The 18,488-nt window shown below is 45.9% G+C and carries 18 protein-coding genes; 16 read left to right on the forward strand and 2 right to left on the reverse strand.

What is annotated here, in order from left to right:
• Positions 1–5 precede the first annotated feature (5 nt).
• Positions 6–1,796 carry an aminopeptidase P family N-terminal domain-containing protein gene (locus tag HMPREF1152_RS06285; RefSeq protein ID WP_009644313.1) on the forward strand — a complete coding sequence of 597 codons (1,791 nt, stop codon included), beginning with the start codon at positions 6–8 and terminating at the stop codon, positions 1,794–1,796.
• Between the two features lie 113 nt (positions 1,797–1,909).
• Here HMPREF1152_RS06285 and HMPREF1152_RS06290 read toward each other — a convergent pair whose 3' ends face one another.
• Together HMPREF1152_RS06290 and HMPREF1152_RS06295 are read right to left on the reverse strand one after the other, a co-directional pair.
• The gene (locus HMPREF1152_RS06290; RefSeq protein ID WP_009644365.1) at positions 1,910–2,449 is read right to left on the reverse strand and encodes an MFS transporter; all 540 of its coding nucleotides are present in this window, start codon (positions 2,447–2,449) and stop codon (positions 1,910–1,912) included.
• A gap of 370 nt (positions 2,450–2,819) precedes the next feature.
• A complete protein-coding gene (locus HMPREF1152_RS06295) occupies positions 2,820–3,230 on the reverse strand; it encodes a metal-dependent transcriptional regulator (RefSeq protein ID WP_009644269.1) in 411 nt (136 codons plus the stop codon).
• 181 nt (positions 3,231–3,411) lie between these two features.
• On the opposite strand from HMPREF1152_RS06295, the gene HMPREF1152_RS06300 reads away from it, so the two are divergent.
• The 15 genes from HMPREF1152_RS06300 (at position 3,412) to HMPREF1152_RS06370 (ending at position 18,452) form a co-directional block, all read left to right on the forward strand.
• Positions 3,412–3,795, forward strand: coding sequence for a Fur family transcriptional regulator (locus tag HMPREF1152_RS06300; RefSeq protein ID WP_009644345.1), 384 nt, complete (start codon positions 3,412–3,414; stop codon positions 3,793–3,795).
• A gap of 59 nt (positions 3,796–3,854) precedes the next feature.
• Positions 3,855–4,397, forward strand: coding sequence for an NADH peroxidase (locus HMPREF1152_RS06305; protein ID WP_009644236.1), 543 nt, complete (start codon positions 3,855–3,857; stop codon positions 4,395–4,397).
• Between the two features lie 203 nt (positions 4,398–4,600).
• Positions 4,601–4,927: a hypothetical protein gene (locus tag HMPREF1152_RS06310; protein ID WP_009644286.1), complete on the forward strand. Its 327-nt coding sequence runs from the start codon at positions 4,601–4,603 to the stop codon at positions 4,925–4,927.
• Between the two features lie 20 nt (positions 4,928–4,947).
• On the forward strand, positions 4,948–6,222 hold the full coding sequence (locus HMPREF1152_RS06315) for a DUF2130 domain-containing protein (protein WP_009644319.1): 1,275 nt from the start codon (positions 4,948–4,950) through the stop codon (positions 6,220–6,222).
• 47 nt (positions 6,223–6,269) lie between these two features.
• Complete coding sequence (locus tag HMPREF1152_RS06320; protein WP_009644260.1) at positions 6,270–6,680, forward strand: hypothetical protein; 411 nt, start codon at positions 6,270–6,272, stop codon at positions 6,678–6,680.
• 318 nt (positions 6,681–6,998) lie between these two features.
• Positions 6,999–7,781, forward strand: a complete 783-nt coding sequence (locus HMPREF1152_RS06325; RefSeq protein ID WP_009644246.1) for an acyl-CoA dehydratase activase — start codon at positions 6,999–7,001, stop codon at positions 7,779–7,781.
• A 149-nt stretch (positions 7,782–7,930) separates the two neighbouring features.
• Positions 7,931–9,175 (forward strand): 2-hydroxyacyl-CoA dehydratase subunit D, encoded by a 1,245-nt coding sequence (locus HMPREF1152_RS06330; protein ID WP_009644368.1) that lies wholly within the window; start codon positions 7,931–7,933, stop codon positions 9,173–9,175.
• Between the two features lie 2 nt (positions 9,176–9,177).
• Positions 9,178–10,296 carry a 2-hydroxyacyl-CoA dehydratase subunit D gene (locus HMPREF1152_RS06335; protein ID WP_009644341.1) on the forward strand — a complete coding sequence of 373 codons (1,119 nt, stop codon included), beginning with the start codon at positions 9,178–9,180 and terminating at the stop codon, positions 10,294–10,296.
• A 39-nt stretch (positions 10,297–10,335) separates the two neighbouring features.
• Positions 10,336–11,574, forward strand: a complete 1,239-nt coding sequence (locus tag HMPREF1152_RS06340; protein WP_009644351.1) for a CaiB/BaiF CoA transferase family protein — start codon at positions 10,336–10,338, stop codon at positions 11,572–11,574.
• 130 nt (positions 11,575–11,704) lie between these two features.
• Positions 11,705–12,706 (forward strand): NAD(P)-dependent oxidoreductase, encoded by a 1,002-nt coding sequence (locus HMPREF1152_RS06345; RefSeq protein ID WP_009644326.1) that lies wholly within the window; start codon positions 11,705–11,707, stop codon positions 12,704–12,706.
• Positions 12,707–12,718: 12 nt separating this feature from the next.
• The gene (locus tag HMPREF1152_RS06350; RefSeq protein WP_009644220.1) at positions 12,719–13,861 is read left to right on the forward strand and encodes an acyl-CoA dehydrogenase family protein; all 1,143 of its coding nucleotides are present in this window, start codon (positions 12,719–12,721) and stop codon (positions 13,859–13,861) included.
• A 15-nt stretch (positions 13,862–13,876) separates the two neighbouring features.
• Positions 13,877–14,677: an acryloyl-CoA reductase electron transfer subunit gamma gene (gene acrB, locus HMPREF1152_RS06355; protein WP_009644330.1), complete on the forward strand. Its 801-nt coding sequence runs from the start codon at positions 13,877–13,879 to the stop codon at positions 14,675–14,677.
• Between the two features lie 15 nt (positions 14,678–14,692).
• The gene (gene acrA / locus HMPREF1152_RS06360) at positions 14,693–15,808 is read left to right on the forward strand and encodes an acryloyl-CoA reductase electron transfer subunit beta (RefSeq protein WP_009644233.1); all 1,116 of its coding nucleotides are present in this window, start codon (positions 14,693–14,695) and stop codon (positions 15,806–15,808) included.
• Positions 15,809–15,958: 150 nt separating this feature from the next.
• The gene (gene buk, locus HMPREF1152_RS06365; RefSeq protein ID WP_009644306.1) at positions 15,959–17,089 is read left to right on the forward strand and encodes a butyrate kinase; all 1,131 of its coding nucleotides are present in this window, start codon (positions 15,959–15,961) and stop codon (positions 17,087–17,089) included.
• Positions 17,090–17,279: 190 nt separating this feature from the next.
• Positions 17,280–18,452 carry a THUMP domain-containing class I SAM-dependent RNA methyltransferase gene (locus HMPREF1152_RS06370; protein WP_009644276.1) on the forward strand — a complete coding sequence of 391 codons (1,173 nt, stop codon included), beginning with the start codon at positions 17,280–17,282 and terminating at the stop codon, positions 18,450–18,452.
• Positions 18,453–18,488 lie beyond the last annotated feature (36 nt).

Consider the following 18,488-nt stretch of genomic DNA (forward strand, 5'->3'; position numbering starts at 1 on the left):
TTTAAATGAATGTAATTCAGGAGAGGCTTGCTGCACTTCGCGCCAAGATGCAGGAGAACGGAATCAATTACTATGTAGTTCCAACTGCTGATTTCCACCAGAGTGAGTATGTCGGTGAGCATTTTAAGGCTAGAAAGTTTATTACAGGATTCTCCGGATCTGCCGGAACTGCAGTAATCGGTCTGGACGGAGCATGGCTGTGGGTAGACGGCAGATACTTCCTGCAGGCGGGTGCGCAGCTGGAGGGAACAACCGTTGAGCTGATGAAGATGGGAGAACCCGGAGTTCCTACTCTGGATGCATTCTTGGACAGCAAGCTCGTTAAGGGAGATAAGCTCGGCTTTGACGGCAGAGTTGTATCGATGGACGAAGGTTCTCTTTATGAAGGTATAGCTCTTAAACACGGCGGCTGCATCGAGTACATCCTTGACCTTATTGATGAGATTTGGACTGACAGGCCACCGTTATCCGAGAAGCCTGCATTTGAGCTTGACGTTAAATACGCAGGTAAGACCGTGGCTGATAAGCTTTCCGATATCCGTGAAAAGATGGCAGCTGCAGAAGCTGATATGCACGTAGTAACTACGATTGATGACATCTGCTGGACTCTTAATATCCGTGGAGATGATATTGATTTCTTCCCGCTCATTCTGTCCTATGCTCTGATGGACGACAAGGCATATCACCTGTACATAGACGAACGTAAGCTGAGCGACGAGATTAAGGCACACCTCACGGCTGACGGAGTAGTGCTGCATCCATATAACGATATTTATGAGGACATCAAGCATATTCCTGCAGATGCTAAGCTGATGCTGGATGCTTCTAAGGTTAATTACGCAATGTTCTGCAACATTCCTGATTCAGTTAAGAAGATTGATGTGATGAATCCTGAGATGATATTCAAGAACGTCAAGAATCCTGTTGAGCTCGAGAACATCCGAAAGGCCCAGATCAAGGATAGCATTGCGCATCTGCGCTTCATGAAGTGGCTCAAGGAAAATGTAGGTAAGATTGAGATGACCGAAATCAGCGTTTCCGACAAGCTTGACGAGTTCCGCAAGGAGATGGGCAACTTTATTCGTCCAAGCTTTGAGCCTATTTCTTCATATGGTGCTCATGCTGCAATTGTACACTATGCGCCAACTCCGGAGTCGGATATTCCGGTGCTGCCAAAGGGAATGCACCTCACAGATACCGGTGCCGGCTTCTACGAGGGGTCGACTGACATCACCAGGACATATGTACTGGGGGAGGTTACAGATCAGATGAAGAAGGACTTTACTCTAGTTGCTATCAGTAACCTGTCGCTGGCAAATGCCAGGTTTCTCTACGGCTGCAACGGCGTAATCCTCGATGCTTACGCAAGAAAGCCTTTCTGGGATCGTCATCTCAACTTCAATCACGGAACCGGTCATGGAGTAGGATATCTGCTAAACATCCACGAAGGTCCTGCAAGCTTCCGTTGGGTATACAGAAAGGGTAACCAGTGCGTAATCGATGAAGGCATGGTCATCACAGATGAGCCCGGTATCTACATCACTGATTCGCACGGAATACGTCTGGAGAACGAACTTCTCTGCGTACTGGATGAAGTAAATGAGTACGGCAAATTCCTCAAATTTGAGCCAATCACACTAGTTCCATTCGACCTGGATGCTATCGATCCGGAATACATGACAGCAGAAGAGCGTAAGCAGCTCAACGATTACCACAAGCATGTATACGAGGTCATCGCGCCATACCTGGAAGAGGACGAGAAAGAATACCTTGCTAAATACACAAGAGAGATTTAATTGACATATCATAGATCAGTAAAATCGACACCTGTGCAGATAAAGCCTAAGTTCAATCGAGCTTGGGCTTTTCTTATACGGTGTTCATACGATATGACTAAACGAAGAGTGAGCTAAGGTCTGAATCCCAGCAAATCACCGGTCTTGAAGGTGTACTGATATAGGATCCCGGCAAGCAGAGGTCCGAAGAATGCCCCGATATTTACAAGGGAATAGCGAATTGAGTATGCGGAGTTAAGCTGCTCAGGCTTTACTACTCTTCCGATCAGAGGTCCGGTTTTAAATAACCCGAGGCCAAACGCTACGCAGAATATCATGACGTACACAAGCTTGGCGTCGTGCGCCATAGAGCCGGCAAAGTAGCCAAATGAAATGATGAGTGCTCCTACAGGTGTAGTATATCTCGCGCCGACAAATCTATCTGTTATAAATGCGCCGATGAAACCTGCTAGATATGAATATGCCGTAATGTCTGCCTGCATCTTGGCTGCGGTTGTATCAGCGAGGCCGAGTCCGCCGGATGCAACTGCCGTCGAAACAAATACCAGAATTAGAGAACGACCTAAATAGAAGGAGAGGCGTTCAAAGATCTCCGTACATCCACAAATCCAAAAGGCTATCGGATATTTGTGCTTTCTTTCAATTTCTGTCATTGGTTAACCTCCTTGATAAGGTGTGAAAGCAATAACGTACGCTTCATATTTTGGCTCATATTCCGCTGACGAGATTGCTAAAATAATGGGTCAAAACAACGAAGAAAACACACTAACATATGGCAGAAGTGACGAAGTATCACAAGGAAATTTCGCCATATATTTTTTGGCAAGTAAACCTTATTTAAAGAATATAAATAATTTTAAACACTTTGAAGGTTGAGATTGTATGGACACACATAAAGTATTGCTGTTAGGTGTGGCAAATCACAAATGTGAAATCTGCTGTGTAAAAAATATTAAAGCAAAAAATACCACCTGCGAGGGTGGTAAAAGCGCTTACATAATCTGCAGCGGATAACTGCAGAGACTATGCTGTCGGTTCATGGTCATGATTCATAGCCGGGCACTCGGCAAGGAAGTTGTTAACGTGATTGCATATTGCTTCGTAAGTAGCCTGACTTATGTCATGCTCAATCTTACAAGCGTCTTCGTCCGCAGTATCCTTGTCAATACCGAGCAGAAGCAAGAAACGCGAGAGCATCTTGTGCCTGTCGTAAATCTTTGTTGCGATTGCAAGGCCGGATTCGGTTAGATGAATCAGCCCGTCATCATCCATAGTTATGTAACCGTTTTCTCTTAATCTTTTAGTAGCATACGAAACGCTGGGCTTAGTTACGTCGAGGTGTCTTGCGATATCGATAGACTTGACATAACCTCTCTGCTCACTCAGCATCAGCATTGTCTCTAAATAATCTTCTGAAGACTTCTGAATTTTCATGGAATACGCCTCCTTCACTATAGTTAGAGTAGCATAACACGCTGATAATATCAATATAGCAGACAGATTAATTGATTAACTTTAATTTTTTTCAATTTAATTGTTGACAAGATATTTTATACGAGTATAATAATGATAACGATAATGATTATTAAAATTAAAGGAGACTAATTATTAACTAATGATTAAGTATAGCAAACAGCGTGAAGCGATCAAGAACCAATTATCTGACAGGAAAGACCACCCGACCGCTGAAACTCTGTATACAGAGCTTAAGAGCAGCATGCCTAATCTTAGTATTGCGACTGTATATAGGAATCTCAAGCAGCTCGAAGATATGGGAGAGGTTTCTGCAATCATTACGGATGGAGCTACAAGGTATGATTATAATGTCAAGCCTCATGCGCATTTCTTCTGTAACAGATGTGGCGCAGTCTTAGACCTTGATGCGGATAATAATCGGATCGTTGAGATCGGCCGGAAGAATTTTGGCGGTACGATAGAGGGGTGTGAAGTCAATTTCTATGGCATCTGCCCGGAGTGCATGTCTAACAAGCGTGCATAGATGATTAACAAGACGACTTTATAATTTTATTTCAGCACAGCTGAGGAAGGGAGTATGAAATGGCTAAGTTTGTATGTCAGGTATGTGGTTATGTTCATGAGGGAGATCAGGCACCGGAGAAGTGCCCGGTATGTGGAGTTCCTGCAGAGAAGTTCACTAAACAGGAAGGCGAGATGGAATGGGCAGCTGAGCATGTTGTAGGTGTTGCTCAGGGTGCTGACGAAGATATTATAGCTGATCTAAAAGCTAACTTTGAGGGAGAGTGCAGCGAGGTAGGTATGTACCTGGCTATGGCAAGAGTTGCTCACAGAGAGGGATATCCAGAGGTTGGTCTATATTATGAGAAGGCAGCTTGGGAAGAGGCAGAGCACGCTTCCAAGTTTGCAGAGCTTCTCGGAGATGTTATCACAGACAGCACCAAGAAGAACCTTCAGATGAGAGTTGATGCTGAGAACGGTGCAACGGCCGGTAAGTTCGACCTTGCCAAGAGAGCTAAGGCAGCTAACCTTGATGCTATCCACGACACAGTTCACGAGATGGCAAGGGACGAGGCTAGACACGGAAAGGCGTTCAAGGGTCTACTTGAGAGATACTTCGGCTAGAGCTCTTCCCCGGTGCAGCTACTATTACGATATTAAGCGGGGCTTCGGCCCCTTTTTTAATGCGATAATTCGACAATATTAATTCTTATTTAATATAGCGTCACCAAATATTCAAATACCCTGTGCTATAATACGTTGTAATCGATTAGGAAAACAGAAACTAACTTAGTATATATAGGTGTTTATATAATTAGGAGGACGAAATGTATTATCGTGATGGAGGCGGCCTTGGCTGCGTGATAGGAATATTCATATTTTTGTTGCTTGCATCGGTGGTGATAGCTATTCTGCTTAATCCATTATTCTGGATTGTTGTAGGTCTTCTCGTGTTATTTCAAGCTGTAGCTAGATGGTGGAGAGATAAATCAGGTGAAGCCGGGAGTGCTCGTCGCTATCGCAGTGGTGATAGTGGTGATAGTGGTGATAACAGATCTTCCTATGACAGGAGAGCCAGTGCAGGCGACCTCGAAGATGACTTCACAAAGGATGCGGTCGATGTGGATGTCGAGGTAATTTCGGACGATAAATAGAATTTCTGAGGAGGATTGTCATGCAGCAGATTAAGTGCCCTAAGTGCGGCGAAGTGTTCCGGATAGATGAGGCTGGGTACGCGGCAATTGTCAAACAGGTCAGAGACAAGGAATTTAACAATGAGATAAAACGTGCCGAAGAGCAGTATGAGAGCGACAAGACAGCTGCAGTCAATCTGGCGAAGGCAGAGACAGCTAATCGGCTTCATGATGCGCTGGCCGGTAAGGAACAGGAAATCGTTAGACTGCGTGCCACCATAGCTGCAAATGATAAAGATAAGGCATTGGCTGTAAATGAAGCCGTTCAAGCGAAAGTAAATGAATATCGAAAGCTTGCTGACACCAAGGAGGCTGAATACAGAAAACTCGCTGCGTTTAAGGATGAGGAACTTAATCAGCAGCGGGAGGAGCTTCAAAAGCTATCCGGCGATTTCAAGGTAAGTGAGAAGGAGGCGGAGCTCAATCTTCAGGTGCTTCGCGATGAATATGAAGCCAAGCTCAAGATGAAGGACGAGCAGATAGATTACTATAAGGACCTCAAGGCACGTCAATCGACCAAAATGGTGGGAGAGACGCTGGAACAGCATTGTGAGATAGAATTCAACAAGCTGAGATCCACGGCCTTTCAAAATGCGTATTTTGAGAAGGACAATGATGCCAGAACCGGTAGCAAGGGAGATTATATATTCCGCGAATCAGACAGCAATGGGGTTGAGGTCGTGTCAATAATGTTTGAGATGAAGAATGAGATGGACGCGACTGCAACAAAGCACAAGAACGAAGATTTTTTTAAAGAGCTTGATAAGGATAGAAGAGAAAAGAACTGCGAGTATGCGGTTTTGGTGTCGCTTCTGGAAGCTGATAACGAGTTCTATAATCAGGGAATTGTTGACGTATCTCATAGATATGACAAGATGTACGTTATCAGACCTCAGTTCTTCATTCCGATGATTTCGCTTCTGCGCAATATGGGTCATAACGCTCTCAAGTACAGGCAGGAACTGGAAACGATGAAGGCTCAGAATATCGATATCACTCATTTCGAGGAGGATATGGAGAACTTCAAAAACGCATTCGCAAGAAACTACGATATAGCATCCAGGCGATTTCAGGAGGCTATTGCTGAAATCGATAAATCAATCGATCACCTCGAAAAAATTAAGAAGGCACTGACCTCGTCGGAGAATAATCTTCGTCTAGCTAACAACAAGGCAGAGGATTTGACTATCAAGAAGCTTACAAAGAACAACCCAACGATGCAGCAGATGTTCAAATCACTTGAAAAAAGTGAATAATCTATGTTAAAATGTTTAACCAGATTAATTAGAAAAGGAACGATAAGATGAGCAAAGGTAAGCAGAGACCACCACAATATATTAGACAGTCAAAGGGCTATCAACAGAATCTATATAAGAAGCAGATGAAGGATCAGAATATCCAGCTTCCTAAGTCGATTGATATTGACAAGCTGACTAAGATTAACAGAATACTCGGAATCGTATGGATTGTACTAATCTTTGTATGCGGCTTCTTTTGGACTTGGGTCGCTTCGGCAGTTCTCGCGGTAGCAGGTGCGGCGTATATGGGAGGCTTCTTCTTATATATGAACAACTACTCCAAGAAGTACCTGTCTGCGTATAAAAAAATGGGAATGCCTAAGGAGATGTATATGAAGCAGCTCAAGAAGAACGGCACAGACGTCAAGAGTATCGAAAGAATGTCCAAGCTTTGGGATAAGATTAAGGTTGATTAGATTCATTGGATAGATTTACAAGTATCTGATAGTTGCCGTCTTGATGATGTGACGGTGCTATGTCGGTGCTCTTATGATGGTTTATAACAAGACAGATAAAGGTCTACAGTTCGGGGAGAGGCTTATGCCTCTCCTTTTATCTGCGCAAATGTTGAAATTTCAACGAAAATAGGATAGCAGAATCACTGTTTTTAAAATTCTTAATACCATATTTGAAAAACTGCTATAATAATTTTTTAACAAACTCTATTGACTATAAAATAACGAGCGCTATAATGAGTTTGTACGAGAATATGTACATGGGAAGGAGACCGGCAGATGTATACTCTTGGACTCGACATAGGCTCTACCACATCCAAGTGTGTAATCCTGGAAGACGGAACCAAATTAATGGCAAAGGCTCTATGTGTAGGCGGACTTGGCACTTCAGGACCGGAGGATGTCAAGCAGGAGTTGATGACCGGTTCGTGTCTGTCTGAAGCTGATATAACTAATACCGCAGTTACCGGTTATGGACGCAATAAATATAAGGGCTGCGATCTTGAAGTCAGTGAACTGACATGTCATGCGCTTGGGAGCAGATTCGTATTTCCGGACGTCCGTACTGTGATAGATATCGGCGGTCAGGATGCCAAGGTTATATGCATGAGTGAGTCAGGTAAGATGACGAATTTTGTGATGAATGACAAGTGTGCGGCCGGTACAGGTAGGTTTCTGGATGTGATGGCTAATATTTTACGAGCAGATATTTCAGAATTGGAGGTATTAGCTGCGAAGGCTGAGAAGCCGGCCACTATTTCGAGTACATGTACGGTTTTCGCAGAATCAGAGGTTATCAGCCAGTTGGCAAACGGAGAGAGCAGAGAAAATGTTATCGCCGGGATTTGTAACAGCGTTGCGACGCGTGTAAGCTCATTAGTCAGGCGTGCGGGCTTCAAAGAGCCTGTGTGTATGTCTGGCGGCGTGGCGCGAAACGGCGCAGTTCGAGAAGCTATGAGCAAAGCAATTGAAACAGACATAAAGTACGACCCGCTTGCACAATATTTCGGAGCTATTGGGGCGGCGATTTATGCATACAGAAGCGCGGGCTATGACAACTAGGTGAAAAAATTTACATCTTCAAGGGAGCAAAAATTTTTAGGGAAAGATGTTAATGAATTAACAAAATGCGTATTTAATTTTTTTACACAGATAGATTCAGCCTAAATATTTCTAAATGATTAACAAAATGGAAAAGGAGGTAATAGGTTATGGCAGAGGAAATCAAAAAGCCTAGGAAGCCAATTGATCCTAATTCAGCCAAATTTAAGCTAGGAAAGATTGCCGGTGATGCGTTTGCCGGCGCAATTGAGGCAAAGAAACGGGGTGTTCCTGTCGCTTGGGTATCCAGCAACTTCCCTGTTGAGATTCCTGAAACACTGGGAATTGCGACTGCATACCCTGAGAATCAAGCTGCGGGAATTGCCGCCAGAGGTGCAGGAGAAAGAATGTGCAATGTCGCGGAAGCAGAGGGGTATTCTAATGACATTTGTGCATATGCGAGAGTAAGTCTTGCGTACGCCAAGCTCAAGGAATGTCCGGAGCAGGATGTTGCAATGCCGGATGTGCTGCTGTGCTGCAACAATATCTGCAACTGCATGATTAAGTGGTACGAGAATCTCGCCAGAGATCTCAACATCCCAATGATTATTCTAGATATTCCTTTCAATCCGGACTATGAGGTTTCCGATGCTGAAGTAGCCTATGTGTCTGCGCAGTTCTGGGATGCAGTTCATCAGCTTGAAAAGCTATTTGGCCTGAAATGGGATGATGCAAAGTTCGAAAAGGTTACAGGATTTAGCTGCAGAGCCAGCAGAGCATGGCTCGAAGCTACGGCACAGGCAAAGTATGTGCCTTCTCCGTTTAACGGATTCGACCTGCTTAACCACATGGCTGTAATGGTTACAGCTAGAGGCAAGGAAGAGGCCGGAGAGGCCATGGAAACTCTCCTCAGGGAATACAAGGAAAATCATCTTAATGGTACCAGCACATTCAGAGCTGAGGAAAAATACAGAATTATGTTTGAAGGGATAGCTTGCTGGCCTTATCTGAGAGCAACATCGCATGGACTTAAGGATCGCGGTATCAACATGGTTACGACGATATACGCCGATGCGTTTGGATTTGATTACCATTCGTTTGAAGAGATGATTAAGGCATATTGCAGTGTTCCTAACGCCATCAATCTGGAGAAGTCCAGAGATAAGAGAATCAAGCTCTGCAAGGACAATCACGTTGAAGGCTTGTTGGTACATACCAACCGTTCATGCAAGCTGTGGAGCGGATTTATGTATGAAATGAGCAGGCAGATCGGAGAAGCGTGCGATATACCGGTTGCAAGCTTTGACGGAGATCAGGCCGACCCCAGAAACTTTTCAGAAGCACAGTACGATACGAGAGTTCAAGGGCTGATGGAGATTATGGAATCCAACAAATCTGAGAAAGGAGACAGATAGCTATGACATACAATACAATCAAGGATTTTCATGAGATAGCAGCTTCTCCTCGCAAGCAGATGGACAGGTATCTGGGAGAGGGCAAAAAGATTGTTCTCACCGTTCCGTATTACACGCCTGATGAGATAGTTCATTCAATGGGGCTTGTGCCAATGGGAACATGGGGTGCAGATATGGAACTCGACAGAGCAAAGGAGTATTTCCCGGCGTTCATGTGTTCAATAGTTCAGTCTATCTTGGAGCTGGGCATCACCGGTAAGTTTGAGGGCGCGAGCGCGATTATAATTCCGTCGCTGTGTGACACTCTCAAGACCATGGGTGAAAACTGGAAGTATGCAGTTCCTGATATAAAGTTCATACCTATGACATATCCACAGAACAGGAAGCCTGCATTTGGAATCGCGTACACAAGGGCCGGATACGAGCGAGTAATCAAGGAGCTCGAGGAGTGCACGGGAGCTGAATTTTCGCCGGATAAGCTTGCTGAATCCAACCGACTGTACAACGAGCATAATGCAGCGATGCGTAAAATAGATGCTCTGCTCGCTAAACACGCCGAGATTACGGTTCAGGAGCGTAGCGATATATTTGCAAGTGCTAACTATATGCTCGTAGAGGAGCACACGGCTCTCGTAAATAAACTAATTACCGAGCTCGAGGCCGCCGACGAAAGCGTAGGCAACTTCCCGATCGTAATTTCCGGAATACTCACAGACATGGATGGTCTGAGCGAAACCTTTGACGAGTTCGGAATGCACATAGTTGCAGATGATGTCTGTGCACAATCCAGACAGTACAGGACAGATGTTCCTTTTGGAGCTGATGCGCTGCAGGCGCTAGCCGAGAAATTTGCAAATACAGATAACTGTTCTGTTCTCTACAACGTAGAGAAACCGAGAGTTCAGTGGATTGTAGATGTTGCGAAGAATAGAGGCGCTAAGGGAGTGGTAGTAGTAATGACAAAGTTCTGTGATCCGGAGGAGTTCGACTTCGTATGTATAAAGGAAGCGTGCGAGAAGGCTGATTTGCCACTGGCTCTAGTAGAAGTCGATAGACAGATGAATCAGTTTGAACAGGTTAAGACTAACCTTGAGACGTTCCGCGATATGTTATTGTTCTAAAACGTTTTAATGCTTAGATAAATTTCAAGGAGGATAATAATGGGCAATAGACCACTTGAAGGAATCAGAGTCGTTGAGATGGCTACCTTTATTGCAGCACCTTGCACAGCCAGATTCCTGGCTGACCTCGGTGCAGAGGTTATCAAGGTCGAACCGCCTAAGGGCGATCCGCTTCGCTACACTGCAGTAAACGAGGGTCGTCCTCTCGATCAGAAGGAAAACACATCTTACGACCTTGAGAATGCCGGAAAGACCTGCATTGCACTTAACACTAAGTCTGAAAAGGGGAGAGAAGCGCTTGAGAAGCTGCTGGCAACTGCAGATGTATTTATCTGCAACTGGCGTCAGTCACCGCTCAAGAGAGCAGGGTTGGACTGGGAGACTCTTCATGAGAAGTATCCTAGCCTGGTTTATGGATATGTATCCGGATATGGGGAAAAGGGACCGGATAAGGATCTGCCGGGCTTCGATTTTACAGCCTTCTACGCCAGGGGCGGTATCCTGGGTCCGCTTCGTGACAAGAATAGCTTGCCGATGCTGACAGTTCAAGGCTTCGGTGATCATCAGGTCGCTATGAACCTCGCAGCCGGAGTTCTCGCGGCGCTGTTCAAGGCCAAGATGACCGGCGAGGGCGACCATGTGGTGGTATCGCTGTTCCACAGTGCTATTTGGGATATTTCATTGATGCTTCAGGCTAGTCAGTATGGTGCTGACAGCACACAGTATCCGATGGAGAGATGGAAGCTTGGTAATCCGCTGGTCCTCTGCTACGAGACTGCTGACGGCAGATGGCTGCAGATCGCTATGCCTCAGTACGACAGGCATTATCCAATACTTATGAATGCAATGGGGCATCCGGAACTGGCAGATGACGCGAGATTCTATCCACAGAAGAACCTTATCCCTAACCGCGAGGAATTTTCAGCATGGATTACAGCGGAGTTTAAGACCAAGAATTGCGATGATTGGTGTCGGATTTTGGATGCTAATGATTTACCATATGCAGTCGCTCAGGGCTGGGACAGCTTGCTGGAAGACAGGCAGGCTTGGGCGTCTGACTGCTTCTACGAGATGGCTTATAGCAACGGCAATAAACGCACCCTTGTAAGACCGCCGGTTCTATTTGATCGGATGGGACTTCCGCCATACGAGAGAGGACCTTATCTCGGAGAGCAGACAAAGGATATCCTCGGCGAACTCGGGTATTCGACAGAGGATATTTCCGCAATGCTTGAAAGTGGTGCCGCAATCGATATGGATCCCGCTCTACAGGACTAATCAAAAATAAGGGGTGAATTGGGTCGTTTTAGAGATTGCAACGGTTTATATGCAAAGTGGAACAAGCTGTTATATGACATGTTTTATAAGAAAATGTGTCGGTAAAACATATTATACGAGGAGAATTGACATGAAAATTACTGCATATGAAGTTAGACCGGACGAAGAGCCTGTCATCAGAGGCTTGTGTGACAAATACGGCATCGATGTAGTTATTACAAGAGCTAATTTGGATGAGACAACGGTAAACCTGGCAGAGGGAAGCTACGGTATTACAACTCTGGGTCAGAGTACATATTCAAACGAAGTACTCGACGAGCTCAATAAGATGGGTGTTAAGGTTTTAGCATCCCGCTGCGTTGGCTATAATCACATGAACGTAGAGTATGCCAGAAAGCTGGGATTTAAGCTTTGTAACGGCTCTTATGCTCCTAATGGAGTTGCCGAGTACTCTGTAATGGCTATACTGATGTGTATGCGTCATCAGAAAAAGGCGCTGTACAACACTAACGACAACGATTTTACACTTAAAGGCAAGATGGGAAGGGAGCTCCGTTCTCTCACAGTCGGAGTGCTCGGTGCGGGTAAGATAGGCAAGACTGTGGTCAAGATTCTGAGCGGGTTTGGCTGTAAAATCTTAGCTTATGATGTTATTCAGGACGATGAGGTGAAGGAATACGCTACCTACGTTGATGTAGACACAATTTATAAGGAGTGCGATGTAATCACAATTCACATGCCGCTCCTGCCGGCTACAACAGGTATGATCAACAAGGAAGCAATCGACAAGATGAAGGATGGCGTAATACTCATCAACAACGCAAGAGGAGAACTGTTGGATATAGACGCTGTTATCGAAGGTGTTGAAAACGGTAAGATTGGCGCATTGTACTGTGATGCATTCCCCGGGGAGACAGGAATCATTCACGTTCCTCACAACGAGGATATTATCAGGACAGAGGGAATGCCTTACTTCAAGCTCAAGTATCTGCGTTCTTTCGTAAATGTGTATCACACACCACACATGGCTTTCTTCACAGAAGAGGCTGCTGCATCTATGGCTGCATGTGGAGTTGACAGTATTTATGAGATCATGACTGAAGGAAAGTCGTCTCACGAGATACCATGCTAAGGAGGTAAATAAATGATTTTGGATCGAAAGCACGCGCTGCAGCAGAAACTGTTCCGTGAGTTTGCTGAGACTGAATTCACCAAGGAGCTTCAGGATGAGCTCGATGAGACCGGTGAGTTCAACTGGGATATGCACAAGAAGATGTCCCGTTACGGATTTATGGGAGTTAAGATTCCGGAAGAGTACGGCGGCGCAGGATCGGATAGCTTGACCTATGTGCTCATGGACGAAGAGTTTGCACGCCAGGATGCAGTTCTGGCTATTTACGCAAATACTTCAAACTCACTCGGTGGAGGCCCGCTGCTCCTCGCAGGAAGTGAGTCTCAGAAGAAAGAGTATCTACCGCAGGTTGCAAGCGGAGAGAAAATCCTCGTATTTGGACTTACAGAGCCGGGAGCCGGATCAGATGCCGGTGGTACAACCACAACAGCAATTCCTGATGGAGAAGATTTTATCATCAACGGACGTAAGTGCTTTATCTCCGGTGCACCGATGGCAGACTGGATTATCATCTATGCCAAGACAGATCTCTCGCAGAAGGGTTCCCGCGGTATATCTATGTTCATAGTCGACATGCACGCAGAGGGTGTTTCGCTGGGAGCACCGGAGAAAAAGATGGGAATTAACGGATATCCGACATCTGATGTGGTATTTGAGGATGTAAGGGTTCCTAAGGCAAATCTTATAGGACCTCTCAACAAGGGATTCCAGTACGCTATGAAGACTCTGGATGGAGGCAGACTCGGAGTTGCGGCTATGTCTGTTGGAGTAGCTCAGGGGTGCCTGGATGAGGCTGTAAAATACGCTAAGGAGCGTAAACAGTTTGGTCGTAGAATTGCAGACTTCCAGGGTGTTAGCTTCATGATTGCAGAGATGCAGGCGGATGTAGAGGCTGCAAGACAGCTCACATATCACGCAGCAAGCCTCAAGGATCAGAATTCACCACAGGCCGGAATGGCTTGCTCTATCGCTAAGTTCTTCGCTGCAGAGGCTGCAAACCGCTGTGCATACAAGGCAGTACAGATTCACGGTGGATATGGCTACATCAAGGAATACAGAGTTGAGAGACTTTACAGAGATGCTCGTATAATGAGCATATTTGAAGGAACCAGCCAGATTCAGGAAGTTGTAATCGCTAACAATTTGCTTAGATAGAGGAGGAAGGAAGAAATGAAAATTTTCGTAACAGTTAAGCAGGTTCCTGATACCTCCGGCAAGGTTGCAGTAAACGAGGATGGAACACTTAACCGCGCTTCAATGCAGACAATCATCAACCCGGATGATCTCAACGCTGTAGAGCAGGCGCTGACTCTCAAGGAAGAGTTCGGATACAAGGTAGTCGCTTTCACTATGGGACCTATGCCGGCTGAAGGAATGCTCAGAGAACTGATGGCAATGGGAGTAGACGAGACAGTTCTCGTTTCCGCTCGTGAATTTGGAGGATCTGACACATATGCTACATCGCAGATCTTGGCTGCGGCTATTGATACGTATGGTGTTGAGACTGATGATATCATCATCGCCGGCCGTCAGGCTATAGATGGAGATACAGCTCAGGTTGGGCCTCAGATAGCCGAGAAGCTGCATCTGCCGCAGGTAACCTATGCCGGAGAAGTCAAGAAAGAGGGAGGCTCACTGATAATTAAGAGAATGCTGGAGGACGGATATATGCTGGTCAAGGTTTCGACTCCTTGCATGATTACTTGTATCAAGGAACTGAATACTCCTAGATACATGAGCGTAGTCGGAACAGAGAAGTGTTGGGATATGCCGCTTCAGATTATGGACTTTGCAGCGCTTGAGAACCATCCGCTGATCGATAAGACTACTATCGGACTTAAGGGTTCTCCAACCAACATCTACAAGTCGTTTACACCTCCGGTAAAGGGTGGCGGCATGATGATGGAAGGTTCTGATAAGAATACTACTGACGAGCTTGTGTCAATTTTGACCGGCAAGCATATCATATAGAGAGGAGAATTCAATATGGCTTACGATAGTTCGCAAATCGACGCTTTCAAAGATGTATGGGTGTTCTGTGAACAGCGTCAGGGCAAAATGATGCCGACAACATTTGAACTTGTTTCCGAGGGCAGAAAGCTTGCTGATGAGCTTGGCTGCAAGCTGTATGGCATCCTCCTCGGAGATGACGTAGATGGCCTTGCTAAGGCGCTGGGCGGATACGGAGCAGACGGTGTGTATGTGTACAACAGCCCGCTGCTTAAGAATTACACAACAGATGGTTACACTAAGGTGATAAGCGAGGCGGTGCAGGAATTTAAGCCGGAGGTTATGTTGTTTGGGGCTTCCAATATCGGTAGAGACCTGGCTCCTAGATGCGCTGCCAGACTTCATACAGGTCTCTGTGCAGATTGCACACACCTTGATATAGACCTTGATGGTTATATCAATTTCCTGCGCACAGGCTCATCGCTCGATGTTGACAACATGAAGTTTGATACCAGGTTGTTCGATGTTAACACCAACCTCAAGATGACTCGTCCGGCATTTGGCGGACACCTCATGGCTACAATCGTGTGCCCAAGATTTAGACCGGCTATGGCGACTGTAAGACCCGGTGTTATGCAGAAGTGCCCTTACGATGAAGCAGGAGCTGCAAAGGTCGAAATCATGCACCCTGCATTTGAGTTAGCAGCTGGCGACATTGAGACAGAGGTTCTCGATATCGTTAAGGCGGCTAAGAAGATGGTCGACCTGATTGGTGCAGACGTAATCGTATCGGTCGGAAGAGGAATCGCTAAGGATATAGAAGGCGGAATAGCTCTTGCAACAGAGCTGGCAGAGCTTCTCGGCGGAGTGGTAGGCTCCTCCAGAGCTTGCGTAGATGCCGGCTGGATAAGCGCAGACCATCAGGTGGGACAGACCGGAAAGACTGTACATCCGAGGATTTACATAGCTCTCGGAATTTCGGGAGCTATTCAGCACAAAGCAGGAATGCAGGATTCAGAGTGTATCATAGCTATCAATAAGAACGAAGCAGCACCTATATTTGAGATTGCTGACTACGGAATTACGGGAGATCTGTTCAAGGTAGTTCCACTGCTTATCGATTCAATCAAAGCAGCAAAGGAAATTGCATAAGCGGCAAGTACAGGGGTGTGAGGACGTGTTCTTCGCGCCCCTGTTCTCAGCAATATATGCCTTGATGTGCTTTGGAGCCATAACAAGATTCGCGGTTGCCCGTGATAGACAAGCCCTATTCTCAACAACATATGCCTTGGAGGGACGAATATGACTGATAAGATATACAACATAGTCGCGATAAATCCTGGATCGACTTCGACAAAATTCGGATTCTACCACAATAGCGAAAAGGTATTTATCGAAAATATATACCATAATAAGGACGAACTCTCCAGATTTGGCAGTATTCAGGAACAGCTGAGCTACAGACGGCTGCTGGTAGAAAATCGTTGTGAATGCAATGGCGTTAAGCTCAGTGAAGTCGATGCTTTTGTCGGCCGTGGTGGAGGGCTTCTGTCTTCCAATGGCGGTGTTTATTGCATTACGGACAAGATTATCTATGATTGCGAAACGGCGGCATCCGGTGTAGAGCATCCCGCTCAGCTCGCATCTCAGATTGCGAGACAGCTTGCAAATAAGTATGGTGCAAATGCATACATCGTTAATCCGCCGGATACCGACGAATTCCAGGATCTCGCTAGAGTGACCGGAATCAAAGGAGTGTATCGCGACAGCCATGTGCACTGCCTCAATCAGAAGGAAGTTGCCAGAAGGTATTGTGAAGAAAAAGGCTTGAATTACAACAAATGTAATTTTGTAGTATGTCACTTGGGCGGAGGAGTTTCTATCACTGCTCACCGTGAAGGGCAGATGATCGACAGCAACGATAATCTTATCGGCGATGGCCCGATGACACCGCTTAGAGCCGGAACAATACCGGCGACCAAGCTGCTGGATCTGGCATTTAGCGGTGACTATACGCATGAGGAGCTTGAGGATATAATCGTCAGAAACAGTGGCTTAAGCAGCCATCTGGGTACCTCCGATGTCAAAGAGATAATGCGGCGCATTGAAGAAGAAAACGATGAATATGCCAGGCTGGTGCTGGATGCTATGATATACCAGTTTTCCAAGGCTGTAGGTGAGTGTGCCTGCGTGCTGAAGGGCAAGGTGGATGCTATTCTGATTACAGGTGGACTTGCTCGCTCTGAGTACATAGTCAGGAGCCTCAAGCAATATGTAGATTGGATAGCGGAGACGTGGGTTATGCCCGGAGAGTGGGAGATAGCGGCACTTGCATCAGGTGCCTATCAGGCTATGACAGGACAGGTTCCTGTGTTGACCTATACGGGTGTGCCGGTATTTCGCGGTTTTCGCTCTTTGAAATATCATCTGTAAAGCTACGTGATAATGATATTTAACGAAGGCGCGGCAGAAATGCCGTGCTTTTGACGTGCAAGATAAAATTCCAGACTAAAACAGCGCTTATGTACAGGTTAATGTGCTAAAATTATAAAGTAATATTGTATAACAGCTCGGAGCATCGGAGTGCGACGAGAGATTATGATTTTGGGAAAGTAAATATTTTATGAAATATGAATTGATTGCAACAGCGACATTTGGCCTTGAAGCTGTGGTCAGGATGGAGCTGCAAGAGCTTGGGTATCAGGTGCTCAAGACGGAGGATGGGAAAGTAACCTTCGTCGGCGATGAAAAGGCAGTTGTACATTCAAATATGTGGCTGAGGACGGCAGATAGGGTTTATATCAAGGTTGCCGAATTCAGTGCCGAGACGTTTGAGGACTTGTTCCAGCAGGTGAGAGGACTACCATGGGAGAACTTTCTTCCTATAGATGCGGCATTTCCGGTTGTCGGAACCTCTGTCAAGTCCACGCTTCACAGCGTACCCTCGTGTCAGAGTATTATCAAGAAGGCCATAGTCTCAAGGCTTTCGGATTTCTACGTACAAAAGCATTTTGAGGAAAACGGTGCGAGCTACCGCGTCAGGTTCTCAATTTTAAAGAATAAGGTTACGATTATGCTAGATACATCAGGAGCCGGTCTGCACAAGAGAGGATACAGGGTATTTGATGTGGCGGCGCCTATGAAGGAAACGCTGGCAGCCGCACTTGTGAAGCTGAGCTTCTGGAAGGAAGGCGTGATGCGCAGGGACAAGGATAACCCCGAGCACTTCTCAAGAATGCTTGTAGATACGTGCTGCGGTTCAGGCACGATTCTGATTGAGGCGGCGATGATGGCAAGAAATATTGCTCCGGGACTGACCCGCAAGTTTGCAGCTATGGACTGGGATCTCATTCCGGATGAACTGTGGGATGAGGAGAGACAAGCTGCATATAGGGCTGTGGATTATGACAGTGAACTGATTATCATGGGCTTTGATATAAACGGTAAGGCGATCGCCTCCGCTCAGGCCAATGCGGCGGAAGCCGGCGTTGAAGAGGATATCACGTTCAATCGCATGGATATGCGCAAATTCAGAGCTGCCGTATCCAATGGCGTCATTATCACCAATCCGCCGTACGGAGAGCGAATTGGTGATAGGGAGGCGATTCACGGTATATATTTCAGACTCAAGGAGATTCTTGAAAATGATCCCTCCTGGTCGCTGTTCATGATTACGACGGATCGTGAGGTTGAAGAGATATTTGACAGAAAGGCGGACAGGAGACGCAAGCTGTATAACGGAAGGCTTCAGACTACATATTATCAGTTCCATGGTCAGAAGATGGCTAATAAGTAAAGGATGAAAATACATAATTAATACAAGACAGGGAAA

The sequence above is a fragment of the Mogibacterium sp. CM50 genome, from assembly GCF_000293155.1.
Taxonomy (GTDB): domain Bacteria; phylum Bacillota; class Clostridia; order Peptostreptococcales; family Anaerovoracaceae; genus Mogibacterium; species Mogibacterium timidum.